We start from the raw sequence: 21826 nt of genomic DNA, 5'->3' as shown, positions 1-21826 counted from the left end.
AAATGCACCCGACTATTTAGGTAAAAAGTCAGGTGCATCGCATATTACTTTTGAACTTGGAGTGCGCTTACAGATTGAGTTAAATCATTTTTGATACTAGCTTGCGCGGCAGCAAGTCGTGCTAGTGGGACGCGGTAAGGAGAGCAACTTACATAATCCAACCCAATTTCATGACAAAATTGAATCGATTGCTTTTCTCCACCATGCTCACCACAAATTCCTGTTTTTAATCCTGGCTTAATTGTTCTGCCAAGCTTCACGCCTGTTTCTACTAATCTTCCAACTCCTTCTTGATCTAACGAAGCAAATGGATTTTCTGGTAAAAGCTTATTTTCGATATACATTTGAAGGAATTTTCCTTCTGCATCGTCACGGCTATACCCAAAAGTTGTTTGTGTTAAATCATTTGTTCCAAACGAGAAGAAATCAGCTTCTTCGGCAATTTGATCAGCTGTTAATGCTGCACGAGGAACTTCAATCATTGTTCCAATTAAATAGTCAAACTCCACTCCCGTTTCGTGCTTCACCAACTGTTCAGCCTTTATGACAAGCTCGCGCATCTCTTTCAACTCATTTACATGACCAACTAGCGGAATCATGATTTCAGGCTTTACATCAATTCCTTTTTGTTTCATTGTCGCAATCGCATAAAAAATCGCTTTTGCTTGCATGACATAAATCTCAGGATGCGTCATCCCCAATCGGCAACCACGATGTCCAAGCATCGGATTAAATTCATCTAAATGACGAACTTTACGTAATAGCAATTCCTTCTCCTTTAATTCTTCCGAATCAGGGGCTGTCAATTGTAACTTGGTCACTTCGATCAGCAATTCTTCTTTATCAGGTAAGAATTCATGAAGAGGAGGGTCCAATAAACGAACGGTAACAGGTAAGCCATCCATTGCCTCAAAGATCCCTTCAAAATCTTCTTGCTGCATTGGCAATAGTTTGGAGAGCGCTTCCTCTCGCTCTCTAGACGACTCAGCTAGAATCATATCTTGGACGACTGGAATTCGGTTTGCATCCATAAACATATGCTCTGTACGGCATAACCCAATTCCACCCGCACCAAAATTAAATGCTTTCTTTGCATCTTCAGGATTATCTGCATTAGCACGAACACCTAACTTACGCTCTTCATCCGCCCATGTTAAAAGCAGCTGAAATTCATCAGATAATTCTGGTTCAATCATTGGAATCTCACCTAAAATAATCTCACCAGTGGAGCCATCAATGGTCACTACATCACCTTCACGAACAATGACCTCTCCCACTTTAAACTGCTTTCCTTTTAAATCAATATTTAATGCTTCACAACCACAAATACAAGCTTTTCCCATTCCTCTTGCTACAACTGCAGCGTGACTCGTCATTCCGCCACGACTTGTAATAGTAGCCTGAGCAGCAACAATTCCATGAATATCATCAGGTGTTGTTTCAGGACGAACTAAAATAACTCGCTCTTCATCTTTTGCAAGTCGCTCTGCATCATCAGCACTAAATACAACTATTCCAGTAGCAGCTCCAGGTGAAGCAGGCAACCCTTTTGCTAACGGTGTTTTTTCAACTGAGTCGTCAATTCGGCGATGCAGAAGTTGATTCAACTGTTCTGGGTCAACTCGTAGAAGCGCTTCGTTCTTACTAATGATTTTCTCTTGCACTAATTCAACCGCTATTCTAATCGCTGCTTGAGCAGTTCTTTTTCCTGTTCGAGTTTGTAATATGAACAGTTCTCCACGTTCAACTGTAAATTCAATATCCTGCATATCTTTATAATGCTTTTCTAATAGATTACAAGTATCTACAAATTGCTGATATACTTCAGGCATTTCATTCGCTAATGTAACAATCGGTTGGGGGTACGAATGCCCGCAACCACATCTTCCCCTTGGGCATTAATTAAGTACTCTCCGTATAGCTTCGCTTCACCTGTAGAAGGGTTTCGAGTGAAAGCTACACCGGTACCTGAATCGCTACCCATATTTCCAAATACCATACTTTGAATGTTTACAGCTGTACCTAAGTGTCCTGGTATTTTTTGAAGTCTGCGATAGACGATCGCTCGTTGATTATTCCATGAATCAAACACAGCACTAATTGATAAAAACATTTGTTCATAAGGATCTTCAGGAAAACCTCTCTTCGCATGCTTTTTCACAATTTCTTTATATCCTTCTATAATGTCCTTCCAATCTTCTGCTAACATTTCAGGATCAGATGCATATCCTTTTTCTTCCCTGACTTCTTCCAACAACTGTTCAAAGTAAAAAGCATCTACTTTTAATACAACATCACTAAACATTTGAATAAATCTGCGGTAAGAATCATAAGCAAAACGTGGATTGTTTGTAAGCTTAGCCAACCCTTCCACTGTTTGATCATTCATTCCCAAGTTTAGAACTGTATCCATCATTCCTGGCATTGAGTGAACGGCTCCTGAACGAACAGACACGAGTAGTGGATTAGAAGCATCACCGAGCTTCTTTCCTGTTTTCTCTTCAAGTTGTGAAAGAGCCTTCAAAATTTGCAACTCTACCTCAGATGTTAGTGCCTTTCCCGCATCATAATACGCGTTACAAGCTTCTGTTGAAATTGTAAATCCATAAGGGACTGGTAAACCTATGCGCGTCATTTCTGCAAGATTCGCACCTTTTCCACCTAATAACTCTCTTTTTTGACCATTTCCCTCATCAAACATGTATACGAATTTACTCATGCACTCCTGCCCCTCTCTTTTTTAACATTGCTAATATTAAATCCGCTGTTTCTTCAACAGCCTTATTGGAAACATCAATAATAGGACATCCTATACGTTTCATAATTCTTTCGGCATAATCTAACTCTTCTAATATACGATTAAAGTCTGCATAATTAGCCATTGGCATTAATCCCAAACTTTTTAAGCGTTCTTTACGAATTTCATTTAATTTATCTGGTGTAATAACTAATCCGACACACTTATTTTTTGGTAAATGAAACACTTCATCAGGAGGTGGTACTTCAGGTACTAACGGAACATTGGCAACTTTGAATCGCTTATGAGCCAAATACATTGAAAGCGGTGTCTTTGATGTTCTTGAAACACCGATTAACACAATATCTGCCTTTGATATCCCTCGTATATCCTGCCCATCATCATACTTAACAGCAAACTCAATCGCTTCAACCCTTCTGAAATAGTTATCATCTAATTTCCTCATAAGACGCGGCTGCCATTTCGGATCTTTGTTAAATTTCTGCGTAAAGGCATCAATTAGTGGGTGCATCAAATCAACTGCCAGAATTCCCTCTTCCTTTGCACGTTCGTCTAAGAAATTCTTTAAAGTAGGGATCACAATTGTGTAGGCAATGATCGAATTACTATATTTTGCAGCAGCGATGACATTCTGAAGATCTTGGATGTCCTCAACATAGGAAATATGCTGAATCTCCACATTCCCTCCATTAAATTGTGAGGCAACAGCTTTCACCATTAATTCAGCGGTTTCACCAACTGAATCAGAAACGACATAGACCATTTCCTTTCTATCCACAACGAATCCCCTTTTCAACTAGATTGTTACAAGCTCTTACCCTATGTATCAAGCAAGCAATTCTTATTTTGAAATTCTCACACCCTTGTAGTTGATAAAGAAAGTACAAACAAATTGTACTACACTATAATACTATAAAATAACAATTATGTCATACTAATTAAGGATTAAAAAGTTAATGTGTTATACATTAAATTAAATAGTATATTACCATCGATTGTACAGACAAACAACCCTTTTTTATAAGTTAATAAAAGAAAATACTTTAGCACCAATTTCTGTTCATTAATTAACATATAAAAAGGCTGCCGCTACTCTAAAAGCGCCAACCCTTTTAGTCTATAATCATTCAACTAGTTTATTTATGTTAAATCAACGGAGCTTTCTTTTTTTGTCTTAAAGATCTTTAACCAATTAGGAAACCTTTGTTTTTCTTTCGCTGCCGCTGTTTCTCTATAGGCATAAACAAATTCTTGAAACTGTTCTTCTCTTTCTTCAAGTTTCTGCTGAATGAATAGCTTTTCCTCTTCTTCTTTATAAATATCCTGTCTCAATCGCTCAATTTCTTCTTTTGTACTTTCCTGCGTATCAACAATCATATGTGAGTAAGATTGAATAAGAGATTTTGTTTTGCTTTGTCCTTCATTCATTTCCGATTTTAATTGATCTTTAAGATCTTTAACTAGCTCCTCCTTAAAACGTTCAAAAGAAGTAGTTAATTGTTCAATCGTCTCTGTTGTCTCATTCTGAAGAGAACGTAACATATCAATAAACTCTTCTTTCACTTGGACCTCTTCAGTCTCTTCTTGTAGATCCTCAACCTCATTATGATTTGCTAGTATAAAATGAACATCTTCTTTGCTTATATTGCTATCCTTTAATAATTTTACTTTCTTTAATACCTCCAAATCATGGTCTGTATAGAGCCTAGCTCCTGTTTTTGTCCTCTGTACATAAATAACACTTGAGAACACATCCTCCCATTCTCTCAACTGTCCTACTGGAATTTTTAGCTTTTTAGAAACTTCCTTTATCGTATATTTTTGTGACGAATTATCCATATACTCACCCCATATCTTGAAATTTATTATCGTTATGTAACATATTGGCTAAAACTATGAACAAATTCCTCCTACATGACAAATGTTCTAATAATAAGCAAGCATTCGGCAAGATGTTAATCAATTATCGAGATAAAGCAAGGAAGTATGACAAATTGGACTTTACATTTGTTGAATAATTATATTTTTTTGCTATATAAAAAGAAGGTGCGAGATATTTAATCTTCACACCTTGTAGTAAACTTTTCAATTAATTATTTACCATGCTTTTTGAAGTAATTTTAAAATATCCTCTTTCCCTTTCACAGGTTTCGGACTACTTGCTACTACTAAATCTCCCATTGCATCTTTTGCAATTAAATCAAATTGCTCTTTCTTAATTCCTACCTCACTCAATCTTGTTGGTAAATTAAGCTCTTTAATTAAGTTATTAACTAATATTGGAGCAATACTAGCTACTTCTTCAGTAGTTTTGTTAGTTATTTCAGCACCTAAAGCTTTAGATATTAGAGATTGCGGTATCACTGTAACTTCCAAAGCATCTTCCATGACGTGTGGTAGCATGATACATGAAGTTATGCCATGTGGCACATTTCCATGCGCTCCTATTTGATGCCCTATTCCATGACTCAGACCCATCATAACATTTGTTACACCAAAAAATGATTGCCAAGAAGCCATTTGACATTTCAACCTTGCTTCTAAATTTAAAGGGTTTTCATAACATAATCTCAGGTTTTCAGATAAGCACTTAATCGATTCTAATGCTAACGTAGTCGTAATTGGTTGTGATTTCTTAGAATAAATTGTTTCTATTGCGTGATCAAGGGCTCGAATTCCGGATGAACTCCATAACCACTTTGGGGTGTCTAGTGTTAATTGGGGATCTAAAAACACACTAACGGGAGTTAATTTGTCATCTATATATAATTCTTTTACTTTTCTATTCTCATCAGTTATGCCTGCAATATTTGAAAATTCCGCAGACGAAAGCGTTGTAGGAATAGCAATATGTCGAAGGGTTTCTCCTTTGATAGATGGAATTGTCACTTTATCTGGATACTCAAATGTCACTGAATAATCTTTTAATTCTGTTGCTCCTTTTAAACCGTCAGCTAATATTAAAGCAATTGATTTCACAGAATCTATAACCGTTCCTCCACCTAAACTAATTAATACATCTGCTTCTTCCTGCTTAACTTTTGAAGCAATATCAAAGACTGTTTGACTTGGTACATGTTGAGATGTTCCACAATGAATCGAAGTTAATCGCTCACCTAACTGCTCTTTAATGTTACTAACAATCTTTGAATTAATAAGAGAGTTACTTGTTATTAGAATTGCCTTCTTTGCACCTAAGCGATTTAATTCATCTGTTAGTTTGTCAATAATGCCAATTCCAAAGTATACCTGCTCCACAGGTAAAAATCTGTATTCTCCTGACAAACTATTATTAGTACTCATTCGTAACCAACTCCTCCTTATCAGCCTTTGATTTCCCTAAATAAACAGACGATAACCCATTTGATAACAAATTCTTTAAATACTCGTTATCACCTTGGTCAACAATTTTCCCACCTTCAATAACAAAGCCCGCATCTGCTATTCTTAATGCAAGCCCCGCCATTTGTTCCGACATAATAATGGTTACGCCGCTTTTTTGGAGATCGTGAAGTAGTTTATACACTTCATCAACAATTATAGGAGCTAACCCTAAGGATGGTTCATCTAAAAGCAATAATTTAGGTTTTGAAAGTAACGCAACAGCAATAATTAACATTTGCTGTTGTCCTCCACTTAACGTACCTGAAATCTGATTTTTCTTTTCATATAAAACAGGAAATTTCTCATACACTTCTTTGATTCTTTTCATAGAATCTTTTCGTTCACTTTTTTTATTCCGAAAATACGCTCCTAGTAATAAGTTGTCATGAACTGTTTGATCTTTAAATAAATGACGTCCTTCTAATACATGGGCTATGCCCATTTTCATCCTTTCTTCTACAGGAATATCATTTAGCGATTTTCCTCGATATATAATGTCTCCACTTGCTTTTGTGATAAGACCTGAAATAGAATTTAACAACGTTGATTTTCCAGCGCCATTTGCACCAATAATGGCAGTAATTTCATTTTCTTTAGCTGTTATAGAAACACCCTTAAGTGCTTTAATCGGCCCATAATTAACGGCGAGATTTTTAACATTAAGCATTATTTTCCACCCCCAAGTAAGCTTCAATTACTTGTTTGTTACTCTGCATCCCCTCAACATCTCCTGAATAGATCACTTTTCCTGAATCTAAAACTACTACCGTATCGACAAGCTTGACGAGAAAATCTATATGATGATCGATGAGTATAACCGAAATGCCTTTTTCCTTTACATATCGAATCATTCGCACTAATTCATCCATTTCTTCCTCAGATAACCCCGCTGCCGGTTCATCTAACATTAATAACTGAGGTTCTGCTAAAATAGCTCGAGCAACTTCAACCATCCGTTGAATCCCATAAGGCAGGTTCTCAACCTGTTCATCAGCGTATTCTTTTAAATTACAAAGTTCCATTACTTTATAAACCTTTTCAATCATTTGTTTTTCCTCAAGTAATGAACTTTTACTATTAATTGAGCAAGAGACAATGTTAGATTTAAAAAGTAATTGACTTCCTAGTAGCAAGTTTTCTTTCACGGTCATATTTGGTACATTATTTGGGTCTTGAAACGTTCTTATAATCCCTTCCCTAGCAATCAAATGGGATGGTAAATTTGTAATTTCCTTCCCTCCAAAAGATATCTTCCCTTCTGTCACTGGGTAAACACCACTAATTAAATTAACAAGTGTACTTTTTCCAGAACCATTAGGCCCTATTAATCCTAATATAGTTCCCGGTTGAAGCCCTAACGAAGTTTGATCTAACGCTCTTAATCCCTGAAAATCTTTTACTAAGTTATCAACGACCAATTTTTTATTAAGTATATTAAATAATCTTTGTTCTTGGTCAGGTGACTCTCCCTGAATCGATTGATCGGCTTTGCTCTTGATCTTTGTTAATTTTTGAATCGTCTTTCCTTTTTCCATATCTGTTCTCAGTCCTAATAATCCAGCAAACCCTTTTGGGATAATTAGAAATGAAAATACTAAAAGTAGACCGTAAATCATAAGTTGATACTCTGCAAAAAGTTGTAGTTGGCTAGGAATAAAAGTTAAGAATGCGGCACCAAGTATCGGACCAATAATCGTTCCGAATCCACCCAATATCCCCATGACTAATATCTCAATTGATTTCATCATTTCAAAAGACTCCGGCCCGATATATCCCATTAAATGAGCATATAATGCCCCAGCTAGACCTGCCATTGCAGCACTTACTGTGTAGGCTAACTGTTTTACGAATCTAGGTGAAATTCCTATACTCGAAGCAGCCAATTCACTCTGATGCACAGCCAAAAATGAACGTCCGAAATAAGATTGGACAAAATTCCTTAACAGCCAAACGATTACTAATGTGATCGCTAAAACAAACCAATAGTACGCTACTAAATTCACTGAAATACCAAAGATCGTCAGCGTTCCGAATTTTGGTGAGTTTATCCCACTAATGCCCATTACCCCACCTGTAACAGAAGCCCATTCACGAATAATCTCATGAACTAAAAAACCAAACCCTAAAGTCATCATCGCCAAATAAAATTCTTTCACTCTTCCAGCTGGAAATGATAGGATAAAACCGACGATCGCACTTAATACCATTGAAATGATGATTGTAATGAACAAAGGAAGTCCGAATTTCATCATAAGAATAGCAGAGGTATATGCTCCTATTGCATAAAAAGCAGCATGACCTAAGGATAATTGTCCGGCGAATCCCGTGAGAATATTGATACTTTGTGCAAGAATGATAAAGATTCCCCAGAAAATTAATAATTGAAGTAAATTTTGCGATACGAATAAAGGTGCTATGACTAATAACAAAAGTATGACAATCTTTGATATTGGATTGTCTAAAATTCGCATTACATGCTTCATACTTTCTCCACCACCTTTTTACCGAAAATTCCTTCAGGCTTTATTGCTAAAATTAATATGAGAATGGCAAATGCTACTCCATGTTCTGCAGCAGTCGAAATATAACCACCTACTAATTTTTCAATTACTCCCAATGATAGGCCACCTATTAAAGCCCCTTTTGAATTTCCAATTCCTCCTAATACTACGGCTACAAATCCTAGTACCATTAAATTCATACCGAATGCAGGATTGATCGCACCATATATAGGAGCAATTAACGTACCGGCAATCCCAGCTAACAATGCACTTAATAAAAATGAAAGAGAAACAACAAGCTTTGAATTAATACCTAGCAATCTGGCAAGCTTGGCATCATGTGCTACTCCTTTCATTGCTTTTCCCCAAATAGTTCTATTCATAATCACTTCCAATAAGATCATTATCCCTATCGAAACAACTAGAACTAACAAGTACTGTGCTGAAAGTTGAACGCCAAATACGGATATATAATCAGTGCTCGTAAAGATGATATCTGGGAACGATATCGCTTGAGCTCCCCATACTTTTGTTGCAAGAGCTTGTAAGAAGATCCCCATCCCTAAAGTAGATACTACCCAGCCCATACTAGTCGGATTTTTGACTAATGGACTAACAGAAACTCTTTCTAAAACAACCCCTAACAAAGAAATAATTACCAGCCCAAGAAAAACAGCGAAAAGCAAAGGCATTCCATGTAACGCAAAGGTTAAAATGAGCATTGAACAAAACATTATAAAAGGTCCATGTGCAAAATTTACAACTTTCATCGTCCAAAATGTTAAATTAAACCCATGAGCAATTAATGAATAGGCAGCCCCAACACAAACACCCATAAATAACAATTCAAGTAAAAACTGCATAAGCCACCTCCATAAAATAATCTAAAAGGGATTCGGGGAAGTTATCCCTTCCCCGTCATACCTTAATCTACATACGGAACTAATTTGATTTCATCCCCATCATCCACGTAATGGAACATACCAATATGCTCTGTTTCTATTGCATGATGTTTGCTCTTATCGAAAGAGTACGTTGCATTTACACCTTTAAAATCCTTAATATTGTGTAGAGCTGCAATGATTTCATCTGTTTCTGTACTATCTGCTTGCTTGATCGCTTCAAATAATACATTTGCACCATCATAGGCATTGATAACATTGAGTGACATAAATAATTGTGGCGTTTCACCATTTCCCCAATATTGATCCTTACCGTGCTTTTCAAGATACATTTCCGCAAATTCAGCGGCTTCTGGCTCAAGTGGATCATTACCTAATGCACCGATCATCGAACCGATTGTTCCAACGATAAGGTCCCCAGCTCCATCTTGATAAGGTTGTGATAATGCTCCATTTGAAGAAATAAGAGGGATATCCATATTTAATCTACTCATTCCTCTTCTAACATTAGCTAAATCGGCTCCTAGTCCAATAGTTACAACAACTTCTGCACCTTCTCTATTAATACGAGATAATTGTGCTGTCATATCAGCCGCTTGTTGATTATACTGTTCAACTCCTACCGGCTCTTTATTAAACTTTTCCTGTAACACTTCTTCTATTAATTCACTCCCACTAACCCCATATGCTGTACTTTCATGAACAATCCCAATTTTATCCCATCTTTCACCTACAAAATTAGCAATTGCTTCTGCTTCTACATTATTTTGAAGTGCAAATGAAAATACATTTTCACGAGGAGATTGATCTGTTCCGTGAGGATAAGTAACATCGATTGTCTGGGCTACTGGATTAATGTGTACAATTCCTTTCGCCTCTGTCATAGGTACTGTCGCTAATGCCGGACCACTTCCAGCAGGTCCGATGACTGCAACAATTTCATCATCATCAAGTATTCTTTGCATATTTACCGCTGCTTGGTCGGGTACAAGCTGATCATCATACACAACCAACTCAATTTCCTTACCGTTGATACCACCCTCAGCGTTCCACTTTTCAACCGCTATTTCGACTGCACGCCGATTCCCTTCTCCAAATTCACTATAAGATCCAGTTAATGCAGACGTCATCCCAATTTTAATGGTATCTGATTGTCCATTAGAATCCGTACCAGAACCTGACGAATCTGATGGAGAATTACACGCAAAAAGACTCATAATTAAAACGAAAGACATTACCGTTGTCAATAGTTTTATGATCGTGAAATTCTTTTTCATCTCACTTTCCCCCTTAAACTTTTTTATTTTAATAAGATCTAGGAAGCCCTAAATTATGTTGAGCAATAAAGTTTAAAATCATCTCTTCGGAAACTGGAGCGATCTTAAATAGTCGAACATCACGCCATAAACGCTCAATATGATACTCTTTTGCATATCCATAACCACCCATAACTTGCATTGCACGGTCACAAACCTGAAAAGCAGCATCACCTGCAATTAATTTTGCAGTATTAGCCTCAGACCCATTGGGAAGTAACTGATCGTATAACCAAGCAGCTTTATAATTCATTAGTTGTGCTACCTGTAATTCCGCACTATATTTTGCAAGTGGAAACTGTATACCCTGATAAACACCAATAGGTCTATTGTTAAATACCACTCTTTCATTTGCATAATTGACTGCAAGTTTAGTAGCCAATTGACCGGTTCCAATTAATCCAGCGGTTGTAACAATTCTTTCTGCATTTAATGTATCTAATAGATAATTCCAACCTCTCCCTTCTTCTCCGATAATATTATCTTTATGGACTTTTAAATTTTCAATAAAGACAGTATCAGAGCGTACACAATGCGTTCCTACCTTTTCAATGGGTTGAGCTGTTATAGCTGGGTCATCACAATCAACTAAGAACAGTGTTATCCCATCTGTTTTTCTTTTAACATCTTCCTTTTTAGTTGTTCGAGCTACTAACAACATTTTTTGTGCTACATCAACACCAGAAATCCAAATTTTCTGACCATTTATAATGTAATGTTCGTCTTTCTTTTCAGCGAATGTGCTAATCTCAAGAGAATTGCTCCCTGCGTTAGGCTCGGTAAGCGCCATACAAAAATTTAGTTCGCCCGAGGCAATTTTGGGTAAATATTCTTGTTTTTGCTCCTCATTCCCGTGTAATTCTATTGTCACGCCACCGAAGACAGGAGTTAACATAAACAACTGTGCTACGGTGGACCCCGCCCCTCCTTTGGCTAACTCTTCGATGACCATGGCCATTTCTACTAATCCTAATCCTACCCCACCGTATTTTTCTGGAATCATAACTCCGATGTAACCGTTTTCACCTAAGGCATTCCAAAGCTCATGAACAAATTCATGTTTGTCATCTTTCTCTCTCCAATACTCTAAACCAAAATCTTGAACTAGTTTTCTTACCCCTTCTTTTAACATCCGTTGTTCCTCAGTAATTGAAAAATTCATTTATTACCCTCCTCAACCATCCTGTTGTTTTCTCTTAAAATTCGTTTCAATACTTTCCCTGATGGGTTTCTTGGCAATTCATTTATAAAATCAAATTCTTTAGGGATTTTATAATTAGCCAACTTCCCTTTACAAAACGATTTTATTTCATCTGCAGTTAGTTTGGCATGACTCTTTGTTACGATATAAGCTTTCGGAACCTCCCCCACTTCTCATGAGGGATTGCAACAACGGCAGCTTCTAAAACATCAGTATGTTGATAAAGAACTCTTTCTATCTCTAAAGAAGCTATATTTTCTCCACCACTGATAATCATATCTTTCTTTCGGTCAACTACATAAAGATAGCCATCTTCATCCAAATATCCTATATCTCCAGTGTTAAACCATCCGCCTCTGAATGCTTTTTTAGTCGCTTCTTCATTTTTCCAATATCCTTTGGCTACTTTAGGCCCTTTTAAAGCAATTTCACCTAATTCACCCGTATTAACTTCCTCCCAATATGAATTAACGATCCTAATATCTAGATGTAGACAAGGACGACCAACAGAACCTAATTTTTCAAATGTTTTATCTTGAGGCATAAATGTGTCGCCAGATACTGTTTCTGTTAGTCCGTACGCATCGCAAAATCTAGTATTTCTAAAGATAGTAAAAACCTTTTGGATTAATTGTTCCGGCATTTTTTCTCCTCCAGCTATAATGTAGCGAATCGAATCCAGATTATAGTTTCCACTATTCTCCTGTTGAAGGATCATATTAAGCATAGCTGGAGCTAGCCATACATTTGTTGGTCTTTCTTTATCTATAATTTCAAGCAGGTCAATTGGATCAAATTTCCTCATAATCACTACACTTCCACCACGATAGATCGTTCCTATCCCTGTTAAGTCTAGGCCACCTACATGATAGAGCGGTCCAGTTATTAACGTTTTATCTTCAGGAGTAATATTAAATTCCCAAATATGAGCAATATTTTTCCAATACAGGTTTTCATTTGTAATAATGACACCTTTTGGTCTAGAAGTTGTACCCGATGTGTACATCAACCTGTTTAAATCATCTAGTTCAACATTTTCATCGTGAATTACCGCTCCCATGTTTTCATTGACCAAGATATAGTAGTTTAACCATCGTGACTTTGTGGATGAAGATAACGAAACATAATAATGTAAGTTTGGCAGTTCTCCTTTAATTGAGTCGACTTGTTCATGGAAATCACCTTCTGTTACGATCACTTTTGCTTCCGCGTTATCTAGTACATACGCGATCTCTTCAGCAGCTAATCGAAAATTTAGTGGCAGAAAAACTGCACCAATTCTATTTGCTGCAAAATAAACTTCTAAAAACTCAGAACAATTGTAAAGAAGAACTGCAACAACATCTCCTTTTCTTACACCTAAATTAAGAAAACCCTGTGCTAATTCGCTTATCCTATCATGAAGCTGCTTATATGTGATTCTCTGATCCTGATAAACGATTACCTCCTTTTCTGGAGTCAATTCTGCCCAACGTCTAATCACTGCTGAGAAATTATTGTTCCCTTCAATGCTCATGAAAGTCCCCCCAAAATAACTATTTTCCTTTATAGTTTGGACTTCGTTTTTCTAAGAAAGAACTTAATCCTTCAACTCGATCTTCTGTAGTAAAATTGACAAGCCATGCTTCCGCTTCTAACGCCAAAGCCTGATCTAAAGAAGTCTCGTACCCTTGATTTATCGCTTTTTTGGCTTGCATTACGGCTATAGGGCTATTTTTCACAATCATATTTGCTACATTCATGGATTCTTGCATAAGATCCTCATGGGCGACTACCTTATTAGCAATGCCTAGCTCTTTTGCTTCACCTGGATAGATTCTCCGCCCAGTAAATATCAATTCTTTCGTTAGCCCTTTGCCAATAAGCCTTACCAACCTTTGTGTACCTCCCCACCCTGGATAAAGACCAATGCAAACTTCTGGCAACCCTAACACTGCTTTTTCGGATACAATTCGAATATCACAAGCCAAACTTAACTCCATTCCCCCCCAAGTGTATAACCGTTAATTGCAGCAATAACGACTTTACTACTATTTTCAATTTGGCTTAATACACGTTGACCTCGATAAACGAACTTTTCACCTTCAATTAAGTTCATCTCTTTCATAGCAGCAATGTCTCCACCTGCCACAAAAGCTTTATCGCCTCCACCAGTTAGAATAACAACTCGTACGCTATCCTCTCTCTCTATACTAGTAAAGGTGTCCTCTAATTCATTTAAGACATCTTTATCAATAGCGTTTAAAGTCTCAGGACGATTAATGATAACCTTTGCTATCCCCTCTTCTATTTCACAGTGGATATACTTAGTCTCCATCTACTCTCCCCCTTATGAATGAATTGCTTTTCCCATACTTGCTAGAACCGCTTCAAGAAATCCTTCTGATAACGTAGGATGTGCGTGAATGGTTAAACTGATTTCATCAGTTGTTGACTCTAAATTTAATGCTAAAGTAGCTTCTGATATTAACTCAGATGCACATTCTCCCACAATTTGAACACCGAGTATTTGATTATACTTTTCCTCCCTTAACACCTTAACAAAGCCATCAGGACTTCCATTTGATAATGCCCGACCATTTGCATTGAATTGAAACTTCCCTACCTGAAAGTTTATTCCTTTTTGCTTTGCTTCTGTTTCACTCAAACCTATTGAAGCAATTTCAGGAGATGTATAGATACACACAGGAATATAGCGATCAGTTATTTTACTTGATATATTCATACAGTTTTCTGCTGCAACTATTCCTTGAGTAGCTGCTACATGTGCTAGATTATGCTTTCCAGTTACATCACCTACTGCATAAATGTTAGAAATATTTGTCCGCATTTTTTCATCTACAGTAACTTTCCCACCTGTAATATGAAGCCCGCTACCTTCTAATTCATCAATATTAGGCTTTCTCCCTGTAGCAACCAATACTTCTTCTACTTCAATTTCTTCTAATTGTCCGTCTTTCTCGAATAATACCTTTTTATAATTTCCACTTTCTACAATTTCTGTCACGAACGATGAAGTTGAAATCGTAACTCCATCATTCCGTAGCGAATCTTTTAGAACTTTTACTACATCATTATCAAATCCCGGTAATATATCATTACTACTTTCGATAAGTGTCACTTTAACCCCAAGGGGTGCATAAATTCCAGCAAATTCACAGCCAATAGCACCAGCCCCTACAATCGCAATACTTTCTGGTAGTTGTGTTTGCTTTAATGCTTCTTCACTAGTCATATAGGAAGTTTCATGTATCCCTTCAATATTTGGAATTGCGGCTTTGGAACCAGTAGCTAATATGATATTTTCACTGCTGACTTTTTCTATTTCACCATTTTCCTTTGTTACCTCAATGAGAGATGAACCGAGTACTTTTCCTGTTCCGTTTATTACGTCAATCTCATTTTTTTGTAACAGATGTGATACTCCTTTTCTAAGCTGTGTTACTACCTTGCCTTTATGTTCCATAAGCTTTTTGAAATCAACATCGGGAGCATTGTACCTTACCCCAAACTCAGCAGCTTTCAAATGAACTTTCGAGAATTCAACGCCTTTAAGCACGGTTTTTGTAGGAATACAACCTGAATTTAGACATACTCCTCCTAGATTCTCTCGTTCAATCAAAACGACTTTACCTCCAAGTTGTGCAGCACGAATTGCAGCTGTATACCCACCGGGCCCACCACCAATAACGGCCACAGTATATTGCGTTAATTCTTTGTTAGTTACTGGTAATTCTTGTCTTTCTCTCTCTTCACTATCAACACTTACTCTTTCTTCACCCTCTACTTCCATCGTGGCTACTATGTCACCAACTTTTACATCATCCCCAACATTCTTGATGATTGAATTTATCGTTCCCTCTTCTGGTGCCGTTACTTCTATTATCATTTTCTCCGTAAGGATTTCTGCAATTGCCTGATCCTTCATGACATAGTCTCCTATATCAACCATCCAGTGTTCAATTGTTGCCTCTGTCATTGTTAATCCAGCTTTTGGTATAATAATATTTTTCTTCATCATCATTCCCCTAAACTTCTATTGAGAAAAGAAGAATTCTCAATTAATTCTTTTATATATCCTAAAAACTCCGCTGCGGGGGCCCCATCAATAACCCGATGATCAAAAGATAGAGAAAGAACTAACGATTTTCCGATCCTAATTTGGCTATTCTCTACAAATAGGTCTTCTTTGATTCTTCCCACCCCTAGAATGGCACTTTCTGGCGGATTAATAATAGGTGTAAATCCATCTACAGCATACATACCTAAATTACTTAATGTGAATCTCCCATTAGATAAGTCAGTTGATGTTAATTTACCTTTCTGGGCTTTATTCACTAACTCACTTGTCAATTTAGCTATTTCAGTAATTGTTTTTTCATTTGCATTCTGTATAACAGGAACAACTAATCCGTTGCTAATTGCAACTGCCATTCCAACATTTACATCTTCATGCGAAATAATAGTATCTTCTTCAAGGGAAACATTAATTGATGGGAATTGTTTTAAACTTTTGGCTAATATTTTAATTAATAAGTCGGTATAACTAACATTTTCATAGTTACTTTTAATGGAATCACGAAAATCGACTAAATCGGAGGCATCTACTTTAACTGTTAATGTGACGTGGGGAATATTTTTTTTACTATAGGTCATTTTGTCGGCAATTATCTTCCTAATACCTTGTAGTGGTTTACGTTGCATTTCTTGTATGGTTGGAGTAGCAGAATTGAGATAATTATGAATATCTTTACTAACAATTTTCCCACCTACTCCACTACCCTCTACTAAATGTAAGCTTACCTGTTCGACCTCTGCCATCTTCTTAGCTAATGGCGACGCTTTGCTTTGAGGAAGGATGCGGTCAACATTTGACTTTGTTTGTTGATGGTTAAAAATCACATCAGACTCTATAATTCTACCTAAAGGTCCACTGCCTTCAAATTCACTAAGATTTATACCTAAGTTTTTAGCCTTTGCTCTCGCTCGAGGTGATGCAATAACATGTTTAACGGGAAACTGTATCAAGTCAATCCCTCCCAACTAATTGTGGGAATTGACGACCAATACATACTTTTTTAACAGCTTCTATAATCTTTTGTTCATCGGGTAAAAAGTAATTCTCTAACGGTTTGCTATATGGAACTGGGGTAAAAGGTGCAGCTACACGTTGGATTGGTGCATCTAAGTAATCAAATACCTCTTCCTGTACTAGTGCTGCAATTTCTGCTCCAACTCCTCCTGTTTTTACGGCCTCATGAACAATCACTAACCTTCCAGTTTTAGCAACGGAATTTACTATCGTATCTTTATCAAGTGGTGTAATGGTTCTAGGATCAATCAATTCAGCTGAAATTCCTTGTTGTTCTAACTGTTTAGTGACGCTCTTAGCCTTATTTACCATTTGTCCTAAAGCTACAATTGTTACATCAGTACCCTTGCGTACAATATTTGCTTTCCCAAATGGGACAACATATTCTTCATCGGGTACCTCACCTTTCAAACCGTATAGCATTTTATTTTCGATAAAAATAACTGGGTTTTCATCTCGAATGGCTGTCTTGAGTAGACCTTTAGCATCATATGGATTAGAAGGCATAACGACTTTAATACCGGGTATATGCATTAATAGGGCTTCCAAACTTTGTGAATGTTGAGGTCCAGCATTAAAACCAGCCCCTGCTTGTGTTCTTATTACAAGAGGTAAGCTCATTTTTCCACCTGACATATAGCGCATTTTAGCTGCTTGATTAATAATTTGGTCAAAGCAAACAGCCATAAAATCCATAAACATTATTTCTACAACGGGTTTTAAACCTGTTAATGAACTCCCAACTGCTAACCCTATTATTGCTCCTTCACTAATGGGAGTATCAACCACTCTGCTTTCTCCAAATTCATTTAATAACCCTTTCGTTACACCGAAAGAACCACCCGCTTCTGCTACATCTTCTCCAGCAATGAATACATTAGCATCTCTTTTCATTTCTTCACTCAAAGCCATATTTATAGCCTTGTTAAATCGAATTACACTCATATTGTTTCCCCTGTGCATAAACGTCCTCAAGAGTTGATTCACCATGAGGGAGTGGACTACTTTTGGAAAACTCTTCAGCATACGCCAATTCATTGTCGACAGTTTGGTGAATCTTGTTAATTTCGTCGTTTGCATTCTCATACTCTTGCTGTAAAAATACTTTTAACTTTATAATGGGATCTTTATTCTGCAACTCTTCTTTTTCGCCTAGTGGCCTATACCGTTGAGGATCTCCTACAAAGTGACCACTCCAACGGTCTGTGAAGCATTCAACTAAAAAAGGACCTTCTCCTTTACGTGTACGAGATACAACTTCATCGAATGTTTCGTATACTGCTAAGACATCATTTCCATCTAACATATAGCTCTTTATTCCATAAGCGCTTCCACGTTCAGCTACAGTTTGGATTGGTAGGTGCTTTTCTCTTGGAGTGAATTCTGCATAATTGTTACTTTCACATACAAAGATAACCGGTAATTTTAAAACCGCTGCCATATTTAGTGCTTCATGGAAATAGCCAATACCTGATGCTCCTTCACCGAAAAACGCAACTGCAACTTGCCCTTGTCCTTTAACTTTCGCAGTTAGTCCTGCGCCTACAGCAATAGGAATTCCTGCTCCAACAATGCCATTAGCACCTAGTATTCCTATATCAATATCAGCTACATGCATTGACCCTCCTTTTCCTTTACAATATCCAGTCTCTTTTCCAAAAAGCTCTGCCATCATTTTGTTGACATCAGCTCCTTTAGCAATACAATGGCCATGGCCACGATGTGTACTTGCAATATAATCATCTTTCTTCAGGTTCGAACACACCCCTGTTGCTACAGCCTCTTGACCAATATAAAGATGTAAAAAGCCAGGTATATGTCCATCTGAAAATAAATCAGAAACCTTCTCTTCAAACTTACGTATCTTTAACATGGTTTCGTAAAACTTTAATAATTCTTCCTTAGAAAATTTCACCTTTTCCCCTCCGTCCTATTAAAATAACAAATCACTATTTCACTTTTTTACCAACCGTCCGGTATTTAAAATCTAATAAAAACTAACCTTGGCCTCTCTTCTTTAATTCCTCTACCAACAAAGGAACCCCTTCCGTACAAGTATGAATGCCGAGCACACTAATTAGCTGAAAAACTTCCATAATTTCATCTTTCGTTGCTCCTAAATTCAAGGCATTTTTTATATGAATTCTAATTCCCGGTTCATATAAATGTGTCGTTGATGCATTAATAGCTATATAAATAAATTCTTTTATTTTTGGATCTATAGTTCCTTTTTTCCATGGGACAGCAGAAAGGTTCAAATATGCTTCAAAGTATCTGTCGTTTAATACTAATAATTGATCCCAAAGCTCTGACCAATATCCACGTTCATTAATAAATTGCTCTTTTAGCTTCTTTTGTTTCTCTGTAAGTTCCTCGGATATTTCAACACCTTTTTCTCTCAACTCATCTACTAATATTGGTACACCTACCGTACATGAATGAATACCTAATACACTAGTTAGCTCAAAAACTTCCATTATTTCTTCTTTTGTTGCTCCGTATTTAATTGCATTTTGCATATGAACTTTTGTACCTGGTTCATAAAGGTGAGTTGTAGCAACATCAATTGCAATATAAATCAGTTCTTTTACCTTTGGTTCAAGCACACCATGTCTCCATGGTACTGAAGAAAATTCTAAATATGCCTTGAAAAAGTCTGAATTTAATTCCAGCAAATAATCCCAAAACTCTGCCCAGTATCCTCTCTCCCTTATAAATTTTTCCTTCAAAGCTAATTGATTTTCATCTAATTTTTTTGTCATAATACTCCTCCTCACTTATGCCTACTACCCAATTAATACCGAGTGGCCGGTATGTTTCTAATCAGTTTAATTAATACTTGGTATTTACATAAAATATTACTATTCTTTCTAATCTACTATTTATTAAGTCCTTCCATTGTGAGCTCTATAAACAATTCTGATAGTTCTTCAATAGATTTTTTACCATTGGGATCATACCAGGTGTGCATAAAATTACACGCTCCCAGAATATATAAAACTGTTATTCGACTATCCTTCACTTGAAAGACACCTAACTCTCTTCCCTCTTCAATTGTTTTCACAAATAAGTTCTCATAACTTTCCCTCTTTTTTCTCACTTCGTGATACCTTTCTGGTGTCAAATATTTAATTGCTTCAAAAAACAGAGTAATGTCATTTTTATATAGGTGAATAATTTCAAGGTGAGTTTTTAGAAGCTTAATGAGTTTGCGCTCTGGACTTAAATTCTCTTTAGCAACCAAACGTAAGCGACTTAAACCCTCCTTGATAAATCGATCATGTAAAAAATATAAGATATCATCTTTACTTGTTACGTAGTAATACAATCCACCTTTAGTAAATCCAGCAGTTTCTGCAATATCTCGCATTGATGTTTGATGGTATCCTTTTTGAACAAATAACGATAAAGCAATATCCAATATTTCTGTTTTTGTATCCTTGCCCATTCTTCTTGTTACATTGGAAGATTCCTTGGCCAAAATAATCACACCTTTACAACTAGTTAAACTATTACATTAGTAATCTTAACTATTTTTTGAATTCCTTTAATTTCTTTCGCATATCGGATGAAAGCACTACACTTTTTTGCTCATCAAAGTTGAAGTGCACTATCACAACGGAACCAACAGCAAGTAGTTCATGTGAATCTTTATTATAAATTTCGTGTTCCAGCTTAAAACTACTTTGATTAATCTCAGATATAAATGATTTTATTAATAGGAAATCGTTTATATAAATTTGCCTTTTTAAATCGCAGCGTATAGAGGCAAGGACAAACGGCCAATCTTTAATATTAGAAATAATTTTACTATCTAGAATAAAGTTAACTCTAGCTTGTTCTAAATATATAAAATAACTAACACTATTAATATGCCCTAATGCATCTGATTCACAGTACCTTGTTTGTAATTCTGTAATGTGATTCATTATTTCCTCCTTTTAACGCGCTTTATCTAAACTTCAATTTTATTCAACTAGGATTCTTAGAGATTACAAAGTATTAAAAAATCAAAATCAAATAAACAAAAATACCAACCGATCGGTATCTTTATATCCATGTAAATTGACTCTTAATTCATAAATACTCTATTCTCATGATTTTATGTCAAGTATTTCTCGAAAATTTGCTTCATAATCATAAAGATGTAATAAATATATTAAGTAGAATTCTTAAGTTGAAATAATTATTCTATATTTAGTTTAGATTTTTTTGTGATTTATAATATATAAAAGGGGGGATATCTTAGCTTACTAAAAACACTAAATTGGTGAGTCTTTTTAATTTAATAAGTCTTTTAAGGGACCTAGCTTTCTTTCCCACTGGAAACATCTGAATATTTATTATCTTTTCTCCTATGTCAGGTTCCACCCTATTTGTTAACGGATAGTTCTAACCTCCTCTCTCTCGAGACACTAGATTTATTTGCCTGGCAACGTCTTGGCTCGCCATTTCTCTTCTACGGGGAAGACTGCACATGATGATTCTCTATGATGCTTTTCACGCCGTTTTACGAAGAGAAACGTGCTCGTCTCACAGGGGACACGGGTGTGAATTCACTGAAGCATATTTGTGATGGTTCCATCGGCTTATTCGATGAAGGTGCTATTTCTTCGAAACAGAGCTCTTCTGCGCCTCGAGAATTATGTTTATTCATATTAAAAAAGACAAT

General features: G+C 36.4%; 17 protein-coding genes and 2 pseudogenes. All 19 read right to left on the bottom strand.

Annotated elements, in window-relative coordinates; translation table 11 throughout:
• Positions 1-44: 44 nt before the first annotated feature.
• The 19 genes and pseudogenes from ppdK to BkAM31D_RS06905 all read right to left on the bottom strand — a co-directional run bounded on the left by ppdK (position 45) and on the right by BkAM31D_RS06905 (position 21083).
• Positions 45-2719, bottom strand: a pseudogene (gene ppdK / locus BkAM31D_RS06990) (pyruvate, phosphate dikinase).
• Complete coding sequence (locus BkAM31D_RS06985) at positions 2712-3536, bottom strand: pyruvate, water dikinase regulatory protein (protein WP_066160067.1); 825 nt, start codon at positions 3534-3536, stop codon at positions 2712-2714. The pseudogene ppdK and the gene BkAM31D_RS06985 overlap by 8 nt, the downstream one beginning before the upstream one ends.
• A gap of 362 nt (positions 3537-3898) precedes the next feature.
• Positions 3899-4597 (bottom strand): helix-turn-helix domain-containing protein, encoded by a 699-nt coding sequence (locus BkAM31D_RS06980; RefSeq protein ID WP_066160071.1) that lies wholly within the window; start codon positions 4595-4597, stop codon positions 3899-3901.
• 258 nt (positions 4598-4855) lie between these two features.
• A complete protein-coding gene (locus tag BkAM31D_RS06975) occupies positions 4856-6061 on the bottom strand; it encodes an iron-containing alcohol dehydrogenase (RefSeq protein ID WP_066160074.1) in 1206 nt (401 codons plus the stop codon).
• Positions 6051-6809, bottom strand: a complete 759-nt coding sequence (locus tag BkAM31D_RS06970) for an ABC transporter ATP-binding protein (RefSeq protein ID WP_066160076.1) — start codon at positions 6807-6809, stop codon at positions 6051-6053. Before BkAM31D_RS06970 ends, BkAM31D_RS06975 begins: the two co-directional genes overlap by 11 nt.
• A complete protein-coding gene (locus BkAM31D_RS06965; protein WP_066160079.1) occupies positions 6802-8625 on the bottom strand; it encodes a branched-chain amino acid ABC transporter ATP-binding protein/permease in 1824 nt (607 codons plus the stop codon). Before BkAM31D_RS06965 ends, BkAM31D_RS06970 begins: the two co-directional genes overlap by 8 nt.
• Complete coding sequence (locus BkAM31D_RS06960) at positions 8622-9506, bottom strand: branched-chain amino acid ABC transporter permease (RefSeq protein ID WP_066160081.1); 885 nt, start codon at positions 9504-9506, stop codon at positions 8622-8624. Before BkAM31D_RS06960 ends, BkAM31D_RS06965 begins: the two co-directional genes overlap by 4 nt.
• A 62-nt stretch (positions 9507-9568) precedes the next feature.
• Positions 9569-10822: an ABC transporter substrate-binding protein gene (locus BkAM31D_RS06955; protein ID WP_218017049.1), complete on the bottom strand. Its 1254-nt coding sequence runs from the start codon at positions 10820-10822 to the stop codon at positions 9569-9571.
• 28 nt (positions 10823-10850) lie between these two features.
• Positions 10851-12023: an acyl-CoA dehydrogenase family protein gene (locus BkAM31D_RS06950; RefSeq protein ID WP_066160085.1), complete on the bottom strand. Its 1173-nt coding sequence runs from the start codon at positions 12021-12023 to the stop codon at positions 10851-10853.
• A complete protein-coding gene (locus BkAM31D_RS24820) occupies positions 12020-12232 on the bottom strand; it encodes an AMP-binding enzyme (protein ID WP_218970371.1) in 213 nt (70 codons plus the stop codon). The genes BkAM31D_RS06950 and BkAM31D_RS24820 overlap by 4 nt, the downstream gene beginning before the upstream one ends.
• The gene (locus BkAM31D_RS06945) at positions 12202-13578 is read right to left on the bottom strand and encodes an acyl-CoA synthetase (protein WP_218970370.1); all 1377 of its coding nucleotides are present in this window, start codon (positions 13576-13578) and stop codon (positions 12202-12204) included. Before BkAM31D_RS06945 ends, BkAM31D_RS24820 begins: the two co-directional genes overlap by 31 nt.
• Before the next feature lie 19 nt (positions 13579-13597).
• Positions 13598-14379: pseudogene (locus tag BkAM31D_RS24190) on the bottom strand (enoyl-CoA hydratase/isomerase family protein).
• 12 nt (positions 14380-14391) lie between these two features.
• Positions 14392-16086 (bottom strand): dihydrolipoyl dehydrogenase, encoded by a 1695-nt coding sequence (gene lpdA, locus BkAM31D_RS06935; RefSeq protein WP_084372498.1) that lies wholly within the window; start codon positions 16084-16086, stop codon positions 14392-14394.
• A complete protein-coding gene (locus BkAM31D_RS06930; protein WP_066160096.1) occupies positions 16083-17090 on the bottom strand; it encodes a 2-oxo acid dehydrogenase subunit E2 in 1008 nt (335 codons plus the stop codon). The genes lpdA and BkAM31D_RS06930 overlap by 4 nt, the downstream gene beginning before the upstream one ends.
• Before the next feature lies 1 nt (position 17091).
• A complete protein-coding gene (locus tag BkAM31D_RS06925) occupies positions 17092-18099 on the bottom strand; it encodes an alpha-ketoacid dehydrogenase subunit beta (protein WP_066160098.1) in 1008 nt (335 codons plus the stop codon).
• Positions 18080-19069 carry a thiamine pyrophosphate-dependent dehydrogenase E1 component subunit alpha gene (locus BkAM31D_RS06920; RefSeq protein ID WP_257391639.1) on the bottom strand — a complete coding sequence of 330 codons (990 nt, stop codon included), beginning with the start codon at positions 19067-19069 and terminating at the stop codon, positions 18080-18082. The genes BkAM31D_RS06925 and BkAM31D_RS06920 overlap by 20 nt, the downstream gene beginning before the upstream one ends.
• Positions 19070-19151: 82 nt before the next feature.
• The gene (locus BkAM31D_RS06915; protein ID WP_066160101.1) at positions 19152-19916 is read right to left on the bottom strand and encodes a carboxymuconolactone decarboxylase family protein; all 765 of its coding nucleotides are present in this window, start codon (positions 19914-19916) and stop codon (positions 19152-19154) included.
• Between the two features lie 116 nt (positions 19917-20032).
• Positions 20033-20635, bottom strand: a complete 603-nt coding sequence (locus BkAM31D_RS06910) for a TetR/AcrR family transcriptional regulator (RefSeq protein WP_066160104.1) — start codon at positions 20633-20635, stop codon at positions 20033-20035.
• Positions 20636-20684: 49 nt separating this feature from the next.
• Complete coding sequence (locus tag BkAM31D_RS06905; RefSeq protein ID WP_066160107.1) at positions 20685-21083, bottom strand: acyl-CoA thioesterase; 399 nt, start codon at positions 21081-21083, stop codon at positions 20685-20687.
• Between the last annotated feature and the right edge of the window lie 743 nt (positions 21084-21826).

Source organism: Halalkalibacter krulwichiae (assembly GCF_002109385.1).
In the GTDB taxonomy this organism is placed as follows: Bacteria; Bacillota; Bacilli; order Bacillales; family Bacillaceae_D; genus Halalkalibacter; species Halalkalibacter krulwichiae.
Note: the sequence above shows the minus strand (reverse complement) of the source record. Positions and strands in the feature narration are given on the sequence as shown.